Origin of the sequence: Fulvitalea axinellae (assembly GCF_036492835.1) — a bacterium.
Classification (GTDB): domain Bacteria; phylum Bacteroidota; class Bacteroidia; order Cytophagales; family Cyclobacteriaceae; genus Fulvitalea; species Fulvitalea axinellae.
This window is the reverse complement of sequence record NZ_AP025314.1, coordinates 954,288-972,695: the sequence shown is the minus strand read 5'-3', so window position 1 is coordinate 972,695 and position 18,408 is coordinate 954,288. Positions and strand designations below refer to the sequence as shown.

Annotated in this window: 10 protein-coding genes; 6 read left to right on the top strand and 4 right to left on the bottom strand. The window is 47.3% G+C overall.

Annotated features, from left to right (window positions below):
• Positions 1–46: 46 nt before the first annotated feature.
• The 3 genes from AABK39_RS03935 to AABK39_RS03925 all read left to right on the top strand — a co-directional run bounded on the left by AABK39_RS03935 (position 47) and on the right by AABK39_RS03925 (position 4,726).
• Positions 47–1,198, top strand: coding sequence for a serine hydrolase domain-containing protein (locus AABK39_RS03935; protein WP_338393617.1), 1,152 nt, complete (start codon positions 47–49; stop codon positions 1,196–1,198).
• Between the two features lie 722 nt (positions 1,199–1,920).
• Complete coding sequence (locus AABK39_RS03930; RefSeq protein ID WP_338393616.1) at positions 1,921–3,516, top strand: BCCT family transporter; 1,596 nt, start codon at positions 1,921–1,923, stop codon at positions 3,514–3,516.
• 70 nt (positions 3,517–3,586) lie between these two features.
• Complete coding sequence (locus AABK39_RS03925) at positions 3,587–4,726, top strand: hypothetical protein (protein ID WP_338393615.1); 1,140 nt, start codon at positions 3,587–3,589, stop codon at positions 4,724–4,726.
• An 83-nt stretch (positions 4,727–4,809) separates the two neighbouring features.
• On the opposite strand, the gene AABK39_RS03920 is transcribed toward AABK39_RS03925, so the two are convergent.
• Positions 4,810–7,497, bottom strand: coding sequence for a TonB-dependent receptor (locus tag AABK39_RS03920; RefSeq protein WP_338393614.1), 2,688 nt, complete (start codon positions 7,495–7,497; stop codon positions 4,810–4,812).
• Between the two features lie 41 nt (positions 7,498–7,538).
• Positions 7,539–10,241: a TonB-dependent receptor plug domain-containing protein gene (locus AABK39_RS03915; protein ID WP_338393613.1), complete on the bottom strand. Its 2,703-nt coding sequence runs from the start codon at positions 10,239–10,241 to the stop codon at positions 7,539–7,541.
• Between the two features lie 292 nt (positions 10,242–10,533).
• Here AABK39_RS03915 and glgX point away from each other — a divergent pair, with 292 nt between their 5' ends.
• From glgX to AABK39_RS03900, 3 genes are all read left to right on the top strand, one after another.
• Positions 10,534–12,621 (top strand): glycogen debranching protein GlgX, encoded by a 2,088-nt coding sequence (gene glgX, locus AABK39_RS03910; RefSeq protein ID WP_338393612.1) that lies wholly within the window; start codon positions 10,534–10,536, stop codon positions 12,619–12,621.
• A gap of 36 nt (positions 12,622–12,657) precedes the next feature.
• On the top strand, positions 12,658–14,160 hold the full coding sequence (locus AABK39_RS03905) for a hypothetical protein (RefSeq protein WP_338393611.1): 1,503 nt from the start codon (positions 12,658–12,660) through the stop codon (positions 14,158–14,160).
• 158 nt (positions 14,161–14,318) lie between these two features.
• A complete protein-coding gene (locus AABK39_RS03900; protein ID WP_338393610.1) occupies positions 14,319–16,733 on the top strand; it encodes a TonB-dependent receptor in 2,415 nt (804 codons plus the stop codon).
• 92 nt (positions 16,734–16,825) lie between these two features.
• Here the strand turns inward: AABK39_RS03900 and AABK39_RS03895 are convergent, their stop codons facing one another.
• Together AABK39_RS03895 and AABK39_RS03890 are read right to left on the bottom strand one after the other, a co-directional pair.
• The gene (locus AABK39_RS03895) at positions 16,826–17,356 is read right to left on the bottom strand and encodes a hypothetical protein (RefSeq protein ID WP_338393609.1); all 531 of its coding nucleotides are present in this window, start codon (positions 17,354–17,356) and stop codon (positions 16,826–16,828) included.
• Between the two features lie 369 nt (positions 17,357–17,725).
• Entirely contained in the window at positions 17,726–18,397 is a 672-nt protein-coding gene (locus tag AABK39_RS03890) for a heme exporter protein CcmB (protein ID WP_338393608.1), read from the bottom strand.
• Between the last annotated feature and the right edge of the window lie 11 nt (positions 18,398–18,408).

Genomic DNA, 18,408 nt, shown 5'->3' with positions numbered 1-18,408 from the left:
TTGACTTCACTATTTACTTAGTTCATTTATTCCAAAACAGGAACTCATGAAACACACGACATTACTTTTTTTATGCCTTGTCTTCCAAAGCTTTTTGCCGGTTTCCGGACAGGCACAAATTACCAAAGGAGCTTTCGATACCAAAACGATAGACACAATCGTGATGCGCAGGGCCGAAGCCGACAGCCTAAGCGGCATTGTTCTGATCGGAAGCCCGGAAGGAGTCCTTTACCGGCGTTCCGTCGGCATGTCGAACAGGACATGGAACATCGATACGGCGCCTAATCACCGTTTCGACATCTCGTCGCTAAACAAATCGTTTATCGCCGCGCTGGTATTGATGGCCGTGGAGGAAGGCAGGCTTCTACTGTACGAACCCGTGGTGCTCCCGGGAAAACGGGCTGTTCCCGGCCTGTCTTTTCCGGCGGGCGTCACCCTCCACCAAACGCTGACCCATACCGCCGGCATGCCCGACTACGGCAACTTGGGAAAAGAATGGAAACGTGACAATTTCCGCAAGCTGAAACGCCTCCGCCTTGATCCCCAAGCCTACAGCGCTTTTGTAATGGAAGCTCCCCGACTGTTCAAGCCTGGCAAAAATTTCCATTACAGCAATTTTGGCTACCACTTGACCGCCATGCTTTTGGAAAGGGCCTACGGAATGGATTTCGGCGACTTGTTGAACAAGAAAATTCTGGGACCTTTGGAATTGCGTTCCACCTTTTCTCCCGTTGACAACGAAACAATTTATCCCAAAGTGGCTCAAGGATACAATTTCGACAAGAAAACCCGGACTTGGCGCACAAACCAGTTTATCGATTTCTCGTTGGGCCGGCGAATTTTCTCCACGGCCGACGACCTTTACAAATGGACAATGGCTCTGGAAAACGGCAAACTGCTTACCGCGGAATCAAAAAAACGGATGTTTTCCAATCACCTTTCGGGAATAACCGACAAAATCTCGTACGGGTACGGATGGGCGGTATTCCGGCAAGGGGACACTTACGGAATGGGAAATCTATCTTTGCCTAAGGATTATGTTATCCACGGCGGAAGCACGGAAGGTTACCGGTCTTTGGTGGTTTCGGTGGCTGGCGGAGAACTGGTCTTTGTGTTATTGGCAAATTCAGGCGACAGAACCAAGATTATGGACACGGCCAAAGAAATCCTGCATTCAATCTATAATATAACCCCTTGATAGTGTGAAAACGAGTTGACTTTCATGTTAGACAAAGTGGATTTGGAAAATGATTGAAAGCTTTTTCTCACAACCTTAAAAGTCAAAACCAATTCTATTAACCACCCGTTATTCCGTCTTTATAGCGTAATAGCGTGTGGTTAATCCTTTAGAAAAAAGCCCAAACAACCCTTACCGCAACTCAAAAATTCCACTTCCTTCAGAGGAACAAACCCATTGCTAACAATCAAAAACATGAACAATTATTAAAAAGAATGATGTAGCTCACCATCTTTCCAGAATTTTAGTGGTACTTTTGCCTAACTATGGTGTCCATATTATACAAAAATCAGAATATCCGAGTATTCACCTTTTCTAACTTAGTGTTTCGCAATCAGCCGGACCGCTACACTCCACCGACTCTCCCCCTCTGATTTCATTCTTACCGGCCATCTATCTCATGGCTCCCTAAGCGAGTTTTATACAATACCACGATAAGATAATGTCATTCGGCATATTTCCGTCACTCACGTGACCTGACCGCTCGCATCCATTAGGGAACACTTATTCATCTTTCATGTTATCCGCTTAGTACTGCGGACACGGCTATCGCCAAAACGGGCTATACCGTGATCAGGTTTTGCGACAAGCTTTCCTCTCCAAAGCTTACAGGCTTTTGTTGTGCCCGAATTTTACATGGCACCTAGCCTTATTATGCGCTAACCGCTCCAAAAAATCTTGTTATGAGCAAAAAACATATCAGAAGCGACCAACGGACCTTCTTCGGCATGCAAGCCAACGGCCCCGTTACGGTAGCTTCACTCTCAGTCGTATTAATATTGGTATTAGCCACTCTGATCGTGGGCAAACCCATCGAACAGTGGTTCAAACATATTCAGGACACGGTATCCGACAAAGTCGGATGGTTTTATATTCTGTTGGTAAACGGCATCCTGATCTTCACGTTATCGGTCGGATTCGGAAAATTCGGCTCCATCCGCATCGGGGGGCGCAACGCCAAACCGGCCTTCAGCCGTAAAAGTTGGTTCGCCATGCTGTTCAGCGCCGGCATGGGCATAGGCTTGCTTTTCTGGAGCGTAGCCGAGCCGATATTCCACTTCGGCAGTAACCCTTTCCTTACCGACTCGCAAGATGCCGTAGCGGCGGCCAAGTCCGCCATGGGCATTACGTTTCTGCACTGGGGCGTCCATCCTTGGGCTTTGTACGCCATCGTGGGCCTTGCTTTGGCCTTCTTTACCTATAACAAAAAACTGCCACTGACTATCAGGTCGATCTTTTATCCGCTATTCAAGGAAAAAATCTACGGCCCAATAGGCGACGCTATCGACGCCATTTCCGTCGTGGCCACGCTTTTCGGCTTAGCCACCTCCCTGGGCTTGGGCGTACAGCAAATCAACGCCGGGCTCGCGCACCTTTTCAGTATCGAAATCACTACCGGCGTACAGGTCGCCCTAATCGTGTTTATCACCATGTTGGCGACGTTATCGCTCGTACTGGGGCTTGACAAGGGCATCCGGATGCTTAGCGAATGGAACATGCGCCTGGCCTTTTTCCTGATGATCTTCGTACTGCTGGTAGGTCCGACCATCTTTATTCTCAAATCATTTGTACAAAATATAGGACACTACATTTACGAGTTCTTCGACCTGAGTTTCTGGACGAATTCATACAACGGCGTAGGCGCCGAAAAAAACTGGCAAAACTCCTGGACCGTGTTCTACTGGTCGTGGTGGATTAGCTGGTCGCCGTTCGTGGGTATCTTCATCGCCCGAATATCCAAAGGTCGTACAGTCAAAGAGTTCGTTCTTGGCGTCATGCTGGTGCCTACCCTTTTGACTTTCTTATGGCTGACTATCTTCGGCGGTAGCGCCATTTACCTTGAGTTGATGGGCGATCACAGCATCACGAACGCCGTAAACGAGAACGTGGCTACAGCCATCTACCAGTTATTGGAACGTTTTCCCGCAAGTTCTTTCTCCTCTATCGTAACCGTGATTTTGGTGGCCAGCTTCTTTGTCACTTCCTCGGATTCGGGTTCGTTTGTCGTGGATATGCTTACCTCCGGCGGACGCCATGACTCGCCGAAAAGCCAGAAAATTTTCTGGGCGTCAATGGAAGGTTTGGTAGCCTCGGTATTGCTGATAGGTGGTGGACTTACCGCTTTGCAAACGGCCTCTATCCTTACGGGCCTACCCTTCGCAGCTGTATTGGTGGTGATGTGTTTCAGTTTTTACAAATCGCTGAGCGATTATTACAAGAAAGAACAGAAGAAACTCAAAAAAGAACGCCAGCGCTCAGGAGAAGATTTATCAGCCTAAAAGGGTTTACGATTTTATTAAAACGGCGAGAGCCATTTAATTCCGAATATATACGGTAATGTTAAAAAAGATGTTTGTGTTGTTACTGTGCGCTTGTTGTGCGGTAACGGGCCATGCCCAAGACAAGCCCGAGCTTAAAATAGGCGGGGCATTACGATTCAATTACAATTATTCTTCTTGGAAAGAGGGTCAAAAAAAGCGTGGCGGGGACTTCGGCTACGACGTATTCCGCATCAACGCCAAAGGTTCTTACAAAGGTATAAAACTCAACGCCGAATACCGGTTCTACTCTGAAGGCTTCGGCGGAATGATGCTGAAGCAAGGCTGGTTGGCTTACGATCTCAGCGCGACTGACGAAATTCAGCTCGGGCTGACGCAAGTTCCATTCGGTATCGGTCCATACAACTCCAACAGCTGGTTCTTTAGCATGGACTATTATGTGGGACTTGAAGACGACCACGACATGGGACTCAAGTATACACATAAGGGTGATCGTTGGGAATACGCCTTGGCATTTTTTAAGAACGCCGAGGAACTCCGTTTCGGCAGTAATTCCGACGCATCAAACAGCAGATACGCCTACGACGCCGGCACTTACGAAGACGCCGACGGCAAAGCCTACCGCAACAAGGAAGTAAACCAAGTAAACGGCCGACTGGTGTATAAAGTTGGTGACGAGGGGCAACACAGATTTGGCTTGTCCGGACAGTTTGGCGGTCTCTATAACCTGGACACCGAAGAAATGGGAACGCACTACGCTGTTGCCGCCCACTACAAAATGAACGTAAACCACTGGGGAATAAAAGCCCAATGGACCACATATGGCTACAATGCCAAAGCTCCCCAAGGCGAATCGGAAGACGTGGTGGCGCTTACGGCTTACGGAGCCCCTTACTTAGTGGCTGCGGAAGCTTCGGTCTACACTTTAGGGCTTTCTTACGATATTCCTGTGGAATGGGGCCCGATATCCAACATCACGCTATACAACGATTTCGGGTATCTGGACAAGGCCAAGAAGTCATTCGAAGACTCGTACATGAACGTGACCGGGGCCTTGGTTACCGCCGGCAACGTGTACACATATTTCGACATGGCGATGGGTAAAAATCAGCCATGGCTCGGACCCGTTTGGGGCGATGCCTTAGCTCAAGGTACTCCCGGCGCCGATTGGGAATACCGAATCAACATGAATATCGGATATTATTTTTAGGCAAAAAATAATATCCTGACATGAAAAAAGTCCCGAAAATCGGGACTTTTTTCATGTCGGGCCTAAACTCGCAAACTACCCAACTAATTAGGTCTCTCCACTCTGGAGCTAGTCTTAAAGGAAGTTTGCGTAGCACCAGCGCGTCCCAAAGGATCTATGCCCTGAATATCCACGTGATATTCAGAATATTTATCACCCGTAAAGAAGGTAACCGTAGCCTCTCCGGCCTCGTCGGTCACAATCAACGGAGTCCAATACAGCGTCACTCGACGGTCCGGCTTCACATGTTCGGGCAGTTCCTTGGAGTAATCGGGATTGGCAAACTTCCGTGCCATCCGGTATCCCGGCGACTGCAGTTTGACTATCGAGAAATCGACACCATTGGAACGGGCCTCTCCGCGCTTGGTATAAAAGGCTATCACGCCGTTACCACCATTCATTCCGAAAATGGCCGCATTTGCGCCCTTAAACACGTCGATAAAATCAATATCCAATGGGTTAAGCGTTTCTATCATCTCCAAATCAGTTTGAACCCCGTCAAGGTAAAAGCCTGGCGTACCGCCTCCACGGATCGTTACGGTCGTTCCTATCACACTCACGCCCGGCATACCCATCAGCATATCGAAGACGGTATTATAGCTGCTTATATTATCGTCGTCGAAGGTCAGAGTGTGGGAGGCGCCACGCATAAAGCCACGCATCTCGTCACGTTTCTCTTCTTCTATTCGCTTTGAGCTTACGGTCACCTCATCAAGGAACACAGTCTTGCCAAACGGATTATACACCCGTTCGATCAGATCCAAACTGTCGCGCCGGTGAATCATGGCCTGAAGCTTGGCCATCAAACTGTCGGGAACCGGAAATACGGCGTCTTGCCTCGTTACCGAACTTCTTACCGAATCCACTTTCAGAATCACCCTGTCTTTCCCTTTTTTGTTACGGGCCAAGATTTCAATTTTAGTGGTATCGGCTATCATATCCACAGGCATGTCGAATCGACCGTCTTCTTCCGTTTTAACGAAGAACTTTTGTTCCCCTGCCGACAGCAAGACCAAAGCATCCTTTGAAGGTTTGTTCCAAAGATTCAACACCTGCCCTGAGAAGGAAAACGCATCCTCTTTGGCAATAGTCGGCGCCTGAAGGCTATCGACCAGAACGTCTGGCCAAGTGAAACGTCTCCAACCGTCGGTCATCAACCTCAAATCCATCTTAACCATATTTGCTCTCGAAGGGTCACGGAAATAGTTCCGTGCTTCGGGCACCTCGACTCCCAAATCGGACTCGGCCATCAGATAACCCAGAATTCCCGACTGATCGTCGGCGGGAACAGCGCCCGCATCAGTAACGGCCAACGAAAACCGGCCACGTACAGGCTGGCCATCCGGTGTCTTGGCGGTAATCTTCAGCGTCACTTTCTCACGACGGTCATAAGCTTGCCGGTCGGCGACAGCCTCCAATCCCAAACGGTCATATTTATCGACAAAAAAGATTCGCTCGCTCCGCGGACGCAACTGACTGTCGAAAAGCGTTACGCAACTAATGCCTGAAGGAAAATACTTCTTCGGCAAACTAAGTGAAACACTCGGAAGGCTGGAAAAATCCAACTCGCCAGCATAAACTACCCTATCACGAGAATGGAACACCGCATAAGCCTTTTTCAAATCGGGACTGGCCGAAGCCTGAAGCACAATACCCTTTCGCAACATAGGGTTAACCGACATGGTAATCCCAGAAGGCTTAGCTTCCGGAAGGCGAATTTTGTAAGTCGACTCCTCACTATCGCCGTCTACGGCGTAATAAGTCTTACCTTCTTCGGGAATTAACGCAAAAGTCGCCCTCCCGCCAACAGTCGACGCAAACGACACCTTGCGTTCGCCTTCGCTATCCATTATGGCTATGTTCAGCTTGCCCGGCTTGCCATCCGGCATAGTAACTCTCACCCCGACACGAGATTGCAAACCAATCACCATATCACCCCCTTCGGGGAAAAATTCAAGCTTTGGCAAACGGTTCAGGTATAAAGACTCTCCTTTGGTCACGCCCCAAGTCTTCGCCACCTTGATATTGAGGCGCAACTCAGCCTGTTCAATACCAGCCGCTTCACTCTCCGGAATCACCCAGTTCAGTTCTCCGTCCGAGTCTGTCCGCAGATTCTTCTTCTTGATTAACTTGCCGTCCTTTATCAAACTGGCAGCCACCTTTCGCTCGGCCACGGTTATGGTATCGCTATCGGTGTTGAGCTTAACCTTTATTACTCTTACGCCGTTCTGAGTTCCAGCCTCCATGCTCTCCTGCGTAATTTTGGCCCGAATCTTAGCCTCGCGACGGGAAAGCACACGGATTGTTTTTCGGTAATAAAGATGCTCTCCGAAATTTTCCATCCACTTCGTTCGGGCCACCAATTGGTAATTGCCCTGAGGAATTTTTACTGGCAACTCGATATTTCCCCGGGCAAAACCTTTATTAGCCCGGACAATATGCTTATCCACAGCCTTCCCGTTACCGTCAAGCAAATCGATATAAATGGTCTCCGCACCCGGCAACAGAGCGTGGCTCTTCCCCTCCAACAGGTAAGCGGAATACCATAAATCGTCACCTCCGAAATAATAGCTCCGGTCGGTGTGCAAATACACTTTTTCACTGGCTCGCTCCTTAAAGAAGCGTTGCATTTTGGCTATGACGGTCTTTACCCCGTCATCTTGTGATTGGGTGAACGCAACAAAAAAAAACGCACATGCTACACAAGCAAAAATTTGATGTCGTCTATTCATAAAACACCTTATTTGCATTTAAAAATGATGTACTATATTATTTACAAACGCTGATCTGTCTTTGTCCGTAACACAAAATCACCAGACACCGGCTCTCCGTCTTCACTTAACCCTTGCACAGACACATCAAAATCCGTTAAGATATCAGACGTAAAGAAGGAAACTTCTGCATTCCCATTGTCATCTGTCTCTATCAAAGGATTCCAATATAACGTAATCCGATGGTCGGGGACTATATAATCTTGTCGTTTTGAGGAATAATCAGGCGAGGCGAATTCACGTGCGGTGTAAAAACCCGGCGATACAAATTTCGTTTTCGATCGGTCTTCAATCTCTTTATGGGCTTGCCCTCGTTTTGTATAGATCGCAATCGCTCCACCAAAGCCCGCCGAACCAAAAATAGAAGTGTGGCCAGGCTTAAAAAGATCAATAAAGCTAATCTCAGACGGGTTCAGAAAATTTAATTCTACCGACGCCGTGTCCAACAACGTACCATCGATAAAAATACGGGTAACAGCTGCTCCACCCAAGGTACTTGGACCTCGATCCAGATTGACTTTCAAAATCGTTGGATCATTCGCATCAGGCAACACTTTGACCCCAGGAATTGACCGCAACATATCAATAGGGTTAGTATATTCCACTTCCTTTTGCGGAGTAACAACTACAGTATGTGAAGGGTTTCTATAAATTCCGCGACGTATATTTCTCTTTTTCTCTTCATCTCTCAGCCTGTCCGCCGTTACGGTCACCATATCCAGCAAACGAGTATCATCCATAGGTCGGAACCTCTTTTCTGGTAATACCACATTATCTTTAAGCTGAACAAAATCCTCCAGCTTTTCCATGATCTCAGCCGACACTTTCATCAACGGACTTGCGGAATGTTGCGGATAGCGCAATGGATTTACTTTTAAAACAGTGCGCCCATTACCCTTTTCCTTTTTCGCAATTAAATTCACCGTAGTCGTATCGCTGATATTCTCCACAAAAAAACTAAAGTTTCCATCCGTATCCGTATTAGCGAAATACGGACGCTTATCAATGCTCAATATCACTGAGGCATTCTCAAGGTTTTTATCCCAATGACTTTGAACATTTCCTCGAATAGCGATTCCTGGCTCTTTTTCGAATACCGGAGCAGAAAGACTGTCGGAAAAAACATCCTGCCAAGTAAACCTTCTCCAACCTTCCGTAAGTAACTTAAGGTCTATCAAAAACAGCTTTTTCCTTGTAGGGTCTTCCAAAAAATCGGAAACGCAAGGCATTTCCGCCCCTATTTCGGAATCTGCCGTAAGGTAACGGCGGATTCCCAATGAACTCGCAGATGGCACTACCGATTTGTCCGTAACGGAAATGGAGAATCTCGCTTTTGCGGGCAAACCGTCTTCCGTAGTAGCGCTAATGCGCAAAGACACCTTTTCCCGAACTCCATAAGATTCTTTGTCAGTAGTCGCTTTAAAAGCCACTTCACTTTCCTTGTTTACATAAAACAAGCGCTCACACCTCGGCCTTAACTGACTGTCAAAAAGAGTGACGCAGTTTACTCCCTCAGGCAAATCTTGTTTCCGTATATGAAGCGCTTGCTGACCTTTGTCTAGATCCAGTGTGCTGGCATAATGAATCTGGTTCCGGGAATGGACAATCAGGTAACCCTTTTCTAAACCATCCGTAGCCGAAGCGTAAATTGAGATGTTGTTTTTCTTCAGTGGTGCCACCGTCAGGTTGTACCCTTCTGATTTAGGCGCAGGCAACGGAATCGTCAAACTGTCTCCCGATATGCGAATCTCCGCATAATAGTTTTTCCCTTTTTGCGGAAGAAGATCAAACGTTCCCTTACCGTCCGTTGACGTGGAGAAATAGACAATCTTTTCCTCCGAAGAATCCAAGATGGATATTTCCGCCTTTGCGGGAGTTCCGTCCTTATCCTCCACCAATACTGCAACTTTGGATTTAAGGCCATAAACCAAATCCCCGGCTTCAGGATAAAATTTAATTTCGGGTCCACTATTCAATTTTAGCGGAATAACTTTCCGTTCGGTGAGTTTTTTTGAGACTCCGACCTCAACAAGAAGCTCGATATCATCTAGGCTCTCAAATTTACGTTTGCCAATATCCCAAGTGAAATTCCCTTTTGCGTCTGTTCGTATAGATCTGGAGGTTATTATCTCACCGTCTCGGTAAAGCGATGCCTTTACCGGTTTATTCGATAATGAAATTGAATCCGCAAGACTCGATAGGTTTACGCTCACCTTTCGATTCTCCACCTTGGACTTCACATTAACATTACTGTTCTCATCCGAAATTAATTGGAGACTCTTTTCGAAGAAAAATTCAGGCGCATAGTTACGCATCCAATTGGTGTAGGCCACCAACCGATAATGGTCCGCCTTAGCCTCAAAAGGGATCTTAAACTCTCCGGAACAATATCCGTCCATACTTTTCAGTATCTTCCTGCTGACCGTACTTCCATCTTGGTTCAAAAGCTCAACATACAAGCTTTCCACTCCGGGTATCACCGTGTGATCCTCGCTATTAAGCAAATAAGCCGAAAACCACAGACTGTCGCCTCTGTAATAATAGTCCCTATCCGTATGTAAAAACACTTTCTCAATCGGTCGTAGCGCAAAATACTTTTCGGCCTTCGCTACAATGTGCTTAACCTCACTATCGAACGGCTCGTCCGCGGAAACAAAAGTTACGAGACAAATAAAAAGACAAAGAATTGATGCTGACTTTCTCATTCAGACTGATTTTGTGATTGTTAAAAAATTTCATCCGAGCGGCAACCCTAAAAATCATGAGGTCAATGCCCTCCCCGGCTTTTTCCCGAAGGAATAATCAAATCGACTGTAGTAGACGGTATCCTTATTTTCCCTAAAATAAACAAAAAAAGGATTCAAATTTATATTTTACATTTTGTTTAGAGACAAATATAATCCTCAACATCCCAAACATAGTTGGCAACCTTGAATTATTATGTTTGTCTAAACCTAGGTTCCACTGTTCGGAACAAACAAACGCAACGCAGAGAATATGGGAGTTAGAAAGAAGAGGAAGGACATTAGCGTAGTGGCTGGACACTGCTCGCCCGTGGGTGTTACCATAACGAAAGAAGGAGTGAATTTCTGCCTTTTCTCAAAACAGGCCACATCAGTGGAACTCTTACTTTTTGACAAACCGGAAGACGCCGAGCCGGCTAGAACAATTACCTTCGACCCCAAACGCAACCGCACATATTACTATTGGCACGCTCTTGTCAAAGGCATCGGGCACGGCCAGCTCTACGCTTACAGGGTCAACGGCCCATACGCCCCAAAAAAGGGCCTGCGCTTCGACAAAGACAGATACTTGGTCGATCCGTACGCCCGAGCGGTAGTCGGACCGGATTACGACAGGGAAAAGCATAAAAAAAGAGGCTGGAACGGCCCTTGGTCCTTAAAATCGGCGGTAATCGATTCCAGCTTGTATGATTGGGAAGACGATGAGCCACCAAAAATTCCTTACGAAGAATCCGTCATTTACGAAATGCATGTAAAGGGCTTCACCATGAACCCCAACTCGGGGGTTCCCGAAGCCGAACGGGGCACTTATTCGGGGGTTATCAGAAAAATCCCGTATCTAAAAAAACTGGGCGTAACGGCCGTCGAACTTATGCCAATCCATTTGTTCGACCCTTATGACGCACCAAAAGGCAAAGTAAACTACTGGGGATACAGCTCCATCAACTTTTTCTCCCCACACAACAGATACTCAAAATCCCCGCATGAGGCTACCGCAATCGTGGATGAGTTCCGGGACATGGTAAAGGCCTTGCACAAAGCGGGAATCGAGGTGATCCTCGATGTTGTCTACAACCACACAGCCGAAGGCGACGAGACAGGGCCAGTACTCAGTTTCAAAGGCCTCTCCAATTCCGGGTATTATATGCTGGAAGACGATGACGCTTCCAAATACAAGAACTTCACGGGTTGCGGAAATACTGTAAACGCAAACCAATCAATCGCCCGGAGGCTTATTCTGGATTCCCTGTGCTATTGGGTTAAAGAAATGCACGTCGACGGTTTTCGCTTTGACTTGGCCTCGATTCTCTCCCGCTCCGAATCGGGCGAACCGATGGATAACCCGCCTATTCTTTGGGAAATAGAATCCGAACCGGCACTAGCGGGCACGAAGATCATTGCCGAAGCTTGGGACGCCGCGGGACTTTATCAACTCGGCCAATTCACCGGCGATAGATGGGCCGAATGGAACGGCGCTTTCCGAGACGATGTCCGCAGATTCATAAAAGGAGACACCGGTTCAGTGGCGGTATTCCAAAGAAGATTGCTGGGAAGCCCGGACATATTTAGGGGAAAAGAATGGGAAACCACACGCAGTATCCACTTCGTCGCCTGTCACGACGGCATGCCGCTTTACGATCTGGTCTCGTACAACCAAAAACACAACGACGCCAACGGAGAGCATAACCGCGACGGCATGGACGACAACTTCAGCTGGAACTGTGGTGAGGAAGGACCAACCGACAACAAGAAAGTTCTGGCCCTTAGGCGCAAACAGCTCAAAAACTTCCTGACATTGATTTTCTTTTCCCAAGGAACACCTATGCTGTTGATGGGTGACGAGCTGGGCAGGACACAACAAGGCAACAACAACGCCTATTGCCAAGACAACGAACTTAGCTGGATGGATTGGTCCTTGACGAAAAAGAATGCGGACTTGCTCGCGTTCAGCCGGAACGTCATTGGCTTTGCCAATAGGCTTAAAGTGATGCAGGTAAAACATTGGCTTGCCGAAAGCAAGATGGAAAACGACAGTTGTATTGTTTGGCACGGAGTAAAGCTCAACAGCCCCGACATGTCAGAGCATTCGCATTCGATCGCTTGTGGCCTGCACCACCCGAAAAGCAAAGAAAGGCTGTATTGTGCCGTAAACGCATATTGGGAGGCTCTTGATTTCGAGATCCCCACGGACTTGAAATACAACCGGAAATGGCGACGGGTAGTGAACACAGCGTTGGGCAAAGGCCTAGATTTTATTGATCCCGACAAGGCTCCCATAGTGCCCGGCAATACAATCAGGGTCGAGGCTCGGTCAATTATCGTCTTGATGGCAAAGCATTGAGACCTTCAAGGTACGGTATTCGCGATTTCGGACTAAGTGTTCGTTTCCGGAAAGAAAAAGGCAAAACCGGCGGTCCGTGGGGCGGAATCGGCGACGAAGCCCGCGGGACCCGCCGTGGCGCAATGCGCAATGCTGGAAACCCTCCCAAGCGAATGGTATGGCCCTATGGCCCGGAAACACGACGACGGAATAAAACGACGTTTTGTCCGCGCGGGATCCAGACGGGCCGTAATCGTGCCCGTAACTTCCGGCTACCCGCACCTTACCATAGATGTGGAAGACGCTACTTTTGACAAACGTCGGGGAAGGGTGTGGTTGAGGGTATCGGAAATGCACTACTCCAAATCCCGGATCGCACCAAGATATATATTTAAGGAAGATAAGCGGTCAGGGTTATTTGTACCCACATTTCCAGCTCCCGAACTTGCGCACATTATCCCGACGGCTAACAACTGGCTCAAAAAAGCCAAACTGGATATTCGCATCGGCGAGTCTCCCGTAGTTATTCCCCAAACCTCCAGTCCAAAAATTGACACACCTGATATATTAACTGATCTTTCCGAAGGAGCCACTGCCCTCACGCTTGCCGAAGCCCAAGAAGAAGAGCCGGATATTTTGGAGAATGGGGACAGAAAAAAGAAGAAACGGAGAAAAAAGAAAGTTAAAGCCGTGGAGGCTCCTTCTGTGTTGGACGAAACATTTTTGGAAGAACAACTCAAGTTTGTCGATTTTCCAAAAAAATTCGGAGTGGACACATTTACAGCGTTACCGCCTGACTTTAGGGAAAGGTTGCACAAAACCCATATCAGATTCGAGCGCTGGCTCTCCGACAACTTAATCACGCCCCTTTATACAAGGTACAGAGGCGGAAAAGACGACTGGATACGGAGAATGCGACACATAGCCACAGAGCTAAAAACCGGAAAGAGAACGAAAAGGCCTCTTGAATTTGGCAAAGCGTTGTTGGCCAGAGCTGAAGAATCCACAATTCCGAAAGCTAATGAATATTCCCTTGCAAGATTAGTCCCCGAAGGCTACTACCTCGACTTTTCCTCTGATGAAGAATCATCCATTTTCGGATTGAACCTCCGCGTGTCGGTAGTCTCGGCCACAATCCAGCTAAACGAGATCCGGGTAACCGAAATGGTCGATTTCACAGCCATCATTACGCACTTTCTTCAGGTAGTAAACGAACCCGGCTTTTTCCGTTCCTCGGCACACCAGCATTTTGATTTCTGCAACGAAGAATGGGATAAAGTTCCCGCAGACAAGATGCTGACCTCAGGAGAACACAAAGGCATCAAAACAGACGAAATGGATGAGGCCTTCAGTGAACTGGAGATTCTTTGGGACGGCATTATCGCTGATTTCACCGAGCATTTCGCCCTTGCCAAACAGATGCTAAAGGCATGGTGCGATTTTTCAGCTGACGAGCGATTGGCTTTGGACTCCGAATTAAGAAAAATAAAAAGAACCCTTCATCCTGACGATATAACGCGAATGTTGGAGCGGAAAAAACAATCCTCGACAGAGCACTAATTTTGCTTTTCCTCCATTAAAAGAGAGGCATTTATCCCTTTTCGAAGATATTTATGACCAAAGTCATTTAATTTGGACATAATCTAAATTAGCTTTACGCCGGATTACCTTAGTCATTTACATAAAAAGCCCAAAAAAGACTCAACGGCACTCCCAACATGAAAAAATTATACGCACTATATGTATTGCTATTCGTAGCAACTATCTCTCAAGGTTTAGCCAACGGATTGGTTGGTACCGTAAGGGGAACGGTCAAAAGCGATAAAGAATCCCTCCCCTACGTAAACATTACGCTGGCGAGCACGCAAAAAGGAACCGCAACCGACGTAGAAGGAAAATATGCGTTGGATTTGCCTCCCGGAACGCATACATTGACATTCACGGCAGTCGGTTTCAGAACCACGAAAAAAACCATTACCGTAGATGCGGGCCAAACCGTTGACCTTAACGTGCGTTTACGGGAAGACATGATACAGATGGACGGTGTAGTAGTCTCGGCCACCAGACAAGAAGTCAGCCGCAAAGACGCTCCTGCCGTGGTTAATGTCATCAGTCCGCAACTTTTCGAGAACACGCAATCTGTTGTTTTGGCCGACGGCCTGAACTACGTACCGGGCCTAAGGGTGGAAAATGACTGCCAAAACTGCGGTTTTATGCAGTTGAGAATGAACGGTCTGGAAGGACCATATACCCAAATCCTGATCGATAGCCGCCCGATTTTCAGTGGCATGAACGCTGTCTACGGTTTGGAACAGCTTCCGACTTCGATGCTCGAAAGGGTTGAAGTGGTACGTGGTGGAGGTTCGGTTCTCTTTGGCTCCAACGCCATTGGCGGTACCGTAAACATTATCACGAAAGAGCCTACACGCAACTATTTCAGCGTATCGAACAATACTGCTTTGGTAGACGGTGACGCTTTGGACAACACTATCAACTTCAACGGTTCATTGGTAACGGAAGACCGTCGTGCGGGTATTTTCATGTTCGGAATGCACCGTAAACGTAACGAATGGAATGCCAACCCGGATGATGTTTGGTTCGATGCGGACGGCAATGCCCATAAAGATGATTTTTCGGAAATCCCATTTCTTGAAAATAACTCATTAGGTTTCCGCGCATTCTATAAAACTTCGGAATACAGCAAGCTTTCGGCCGAACTGCATACCGTAAAAGAATTCCGCCGGGGCGGCAACAAATTTGACGAACGCCCTGACCTTTCTGACATCACCGAACAGCTCGATCACGACATTATCGGTGGAGGACTCGATTTCGAAATCACCGACGCCGATCTCAAACACCGCTTCAACATCTACGCCTCCGGGCAAGACACTCGCAGAAAAAGTTATTACGGTGCGGAACAGGACCCTTCGGCATACGGAAAATCCGAAAACGGCACTTGGCTCTCAGGCATACAGTACAATTATGATTTCGAACGCCTGTTTTTTGCCCCGATGACGCTTACCGCAGGCTCCGAGTATCAGTACGCCTCACTTACCGACCAAAAGCTCGGATACAGAAACCCTGAAGACGGAACAATCGTTGACGGATTCGTAATCACCGACCAAGAAACTTACACGTCCGGCACCTTCCTTCAAGGCGAATGGAAAACCGACCGCGTAAAATTCCTGTTAGGCGCGCGATACGACCGTGTCAACATTAAAGACAACAAAGGGGAATCTGACGACTACACCGTAAACGCTTTTAACCCGCGCGTAAACTTACTTGTGGATATCACTAACAAAATCCAAGCAAGAGCAAGCTACGCTACCGGATTCCGCGCGCCACAAATGTTTGACGAAGATCTCCACGTAAACATCGCTGGAGCCGAAGGCGTACGCCACATTCTGGCCGACGACCTTACGGAAGAAACTTCGGACAGTTATACGCTCTCATTCGACTATACGGCAGACAACGGCAACTGGCAAACGTACTTCCTGATCGAGAGTTTCTACACCAGACTCGTGGATCCATTCCGTAATACTATCACGGAAGACCAACAGGGCAATACGATCTTCCTCAAAGAAAACGCCGATAACAACGCCGTGGTGAAAGGCATAAACGCCGAAGCCAAGGTTTCACCTCTTCCTACGCTCTCTTTCCAAGCAGGGTTTACGATACAAAGCAGTGAGTATGACGAAGCCGAAGAATGGCATTCCGTTGAAGAAAACGGCGAGACAGTGAGTCTCACCAGCAAGGAAATCCTTCGTACTCCCGACCTTTACGGATCATTTACCGTGGCTTACAACGTAACGGACCCTTTCAGCGTATCCCTAAACGGCGTATACACTGGTCCAATGTACGTTCCGCATATTGAGGGCGGTTATTCAAACGGCGAGGAAATTACGGAACCGGAATTGTTCAAAACAGGATCGTTTTTCGATCTCGGAATCAAGTTTGCGTATGACTGGGATCTCGGAAAATCATTGTGCATCCAAGCTAACTGCGGTGTACAAAACATCCTGAACAGCTTCCAAGATGATTTCGACGCCGGCGTAAGCCGTGATTCAGGTTTTATCTACGGGCCTACCCGTCCGCAGACTTTCTTTATGGGAATAAAAATCAGTAGCCTGTAAAAGGCCTGTTACGGAAATAAACAGTTCAAAAGACAAAAGCCGGAGTCGTACCATTATTTACGATTCCGGCTTTTTCATTATATCCTATTCTTTCAAATCAACGAGGCGGGAAATTCCAGTTTCCCTAAAAAGGCGTTGAACTTCGGCAGGTTCTTCTCAAAAGTCCCCGGCGTAGCGTTAAAAGTCAGCACATACCCGAACCCGTTCTGAAACACGAATACAGTCATCGCCTTATAAACCAATCCGTTCATCTCGCTTTCAATCACATAAGCCTCCCCAAATTCACACTTCATTCCTTTCTTCTCATGCATGATATTTTTAATCCTGGCAAACTCAAAGGCCTTCAGTTTTTCAACACTTTGAATCGAATCTCCCTTGAGTGCTGTTATGGATATCACGTTGCTTATACTCGTTTTCTCAAGCTCACTATACACTTTCGGCAAAGCGAAAGCCACGGTTGTTCCCTTAATGCCCTCCTTACTGAACGCCTGTTTCTTTTCCCGCCATTCGGCAGGTCTTTCGCCTTCAAAACCGAAGGCCTCATTCCGAAAAATTGTTTGCGCCGAAGCGAATCCCGCTATCAGTATCAATCCAAAAAGCAACGGGATGAATCGTTGTGCCATAAGTCTAAAAGATGTAACGGGAAGCGACAACTCGCTTTCGACTCCCCTTCAGTTTAAATAATAATTGATAAGTGGTAGACAATTAACGCCAGCTCCGATTTTCAAACACGATCCAACTTACAACAATCAAAAGATTTCCCGAAAAGCAAAAAGCCCAATAACTCGACTTCCAAACGTGTTTAATCAAAGAAACGGCATCAACATACAAGGGCTTAGCCTATTAAAGCCTAAAAGCATCGGCTTACCTAAATAATTCAGGGCGAATATTATAACTAATATTCAAAAAGAATAATATTAAAAGGAAAAATTTACAAAAATAGAACTAAACAACTCGCATTAATTCAAAATAATCATATTGAAGAAGACATCTTAACTTCTCCACACCTGCGGAAAAAGTATAACGGACAACGAAGCCGCAATAGCGTCGATAGCACCAAGGGCCAAAAGCGTGTCGGTAGCGTCGTAAAACGTCTCGCCCAAAATAGCTGACTGGGATAATTTCATGGTCATCAATAACACAGGAACCATCACAGGCAATCCCAACACCGCCATCAACGACCCGTTATTGCCGGCCTTGGAGGCGATTCCGGAAATAAGTGTTAACGAAGCCCCCAAACCTATCGCCCCTAAGCCCAAGCCCGAAACGAACAACCAATGCGAGAGCACGGGGTTACCCATCACTACCGAATAAAATGCGTAGGAAACAAAGCCCAACAGCAAGAGCAACATGACATTATAAATTAGCTTGGAAAGGATAATCGCCTCAGCTGACGCTATGGTATAATAATAAAACATCCGTTCACGGCCTTCTTGCGCAAAACTCTTTGCGGCAGCGTTCACGGCGGCAAACAACATCACAATCCAAAAAAGAGTACTCCACACTTCCGGCGTAACTTCCGCCGCTTGCGTATGGAAACTCAGGTAACAGATAAAAACCACGCAGGCCACATAGAGCACGATGCCGTTAAAAGCCACCCTGTTTCTCCATTCAAGCACAAACTCTTTTCTCAGCAACTGCCAAGCCATCCGTATGGTCTCCATATCAGCCAATT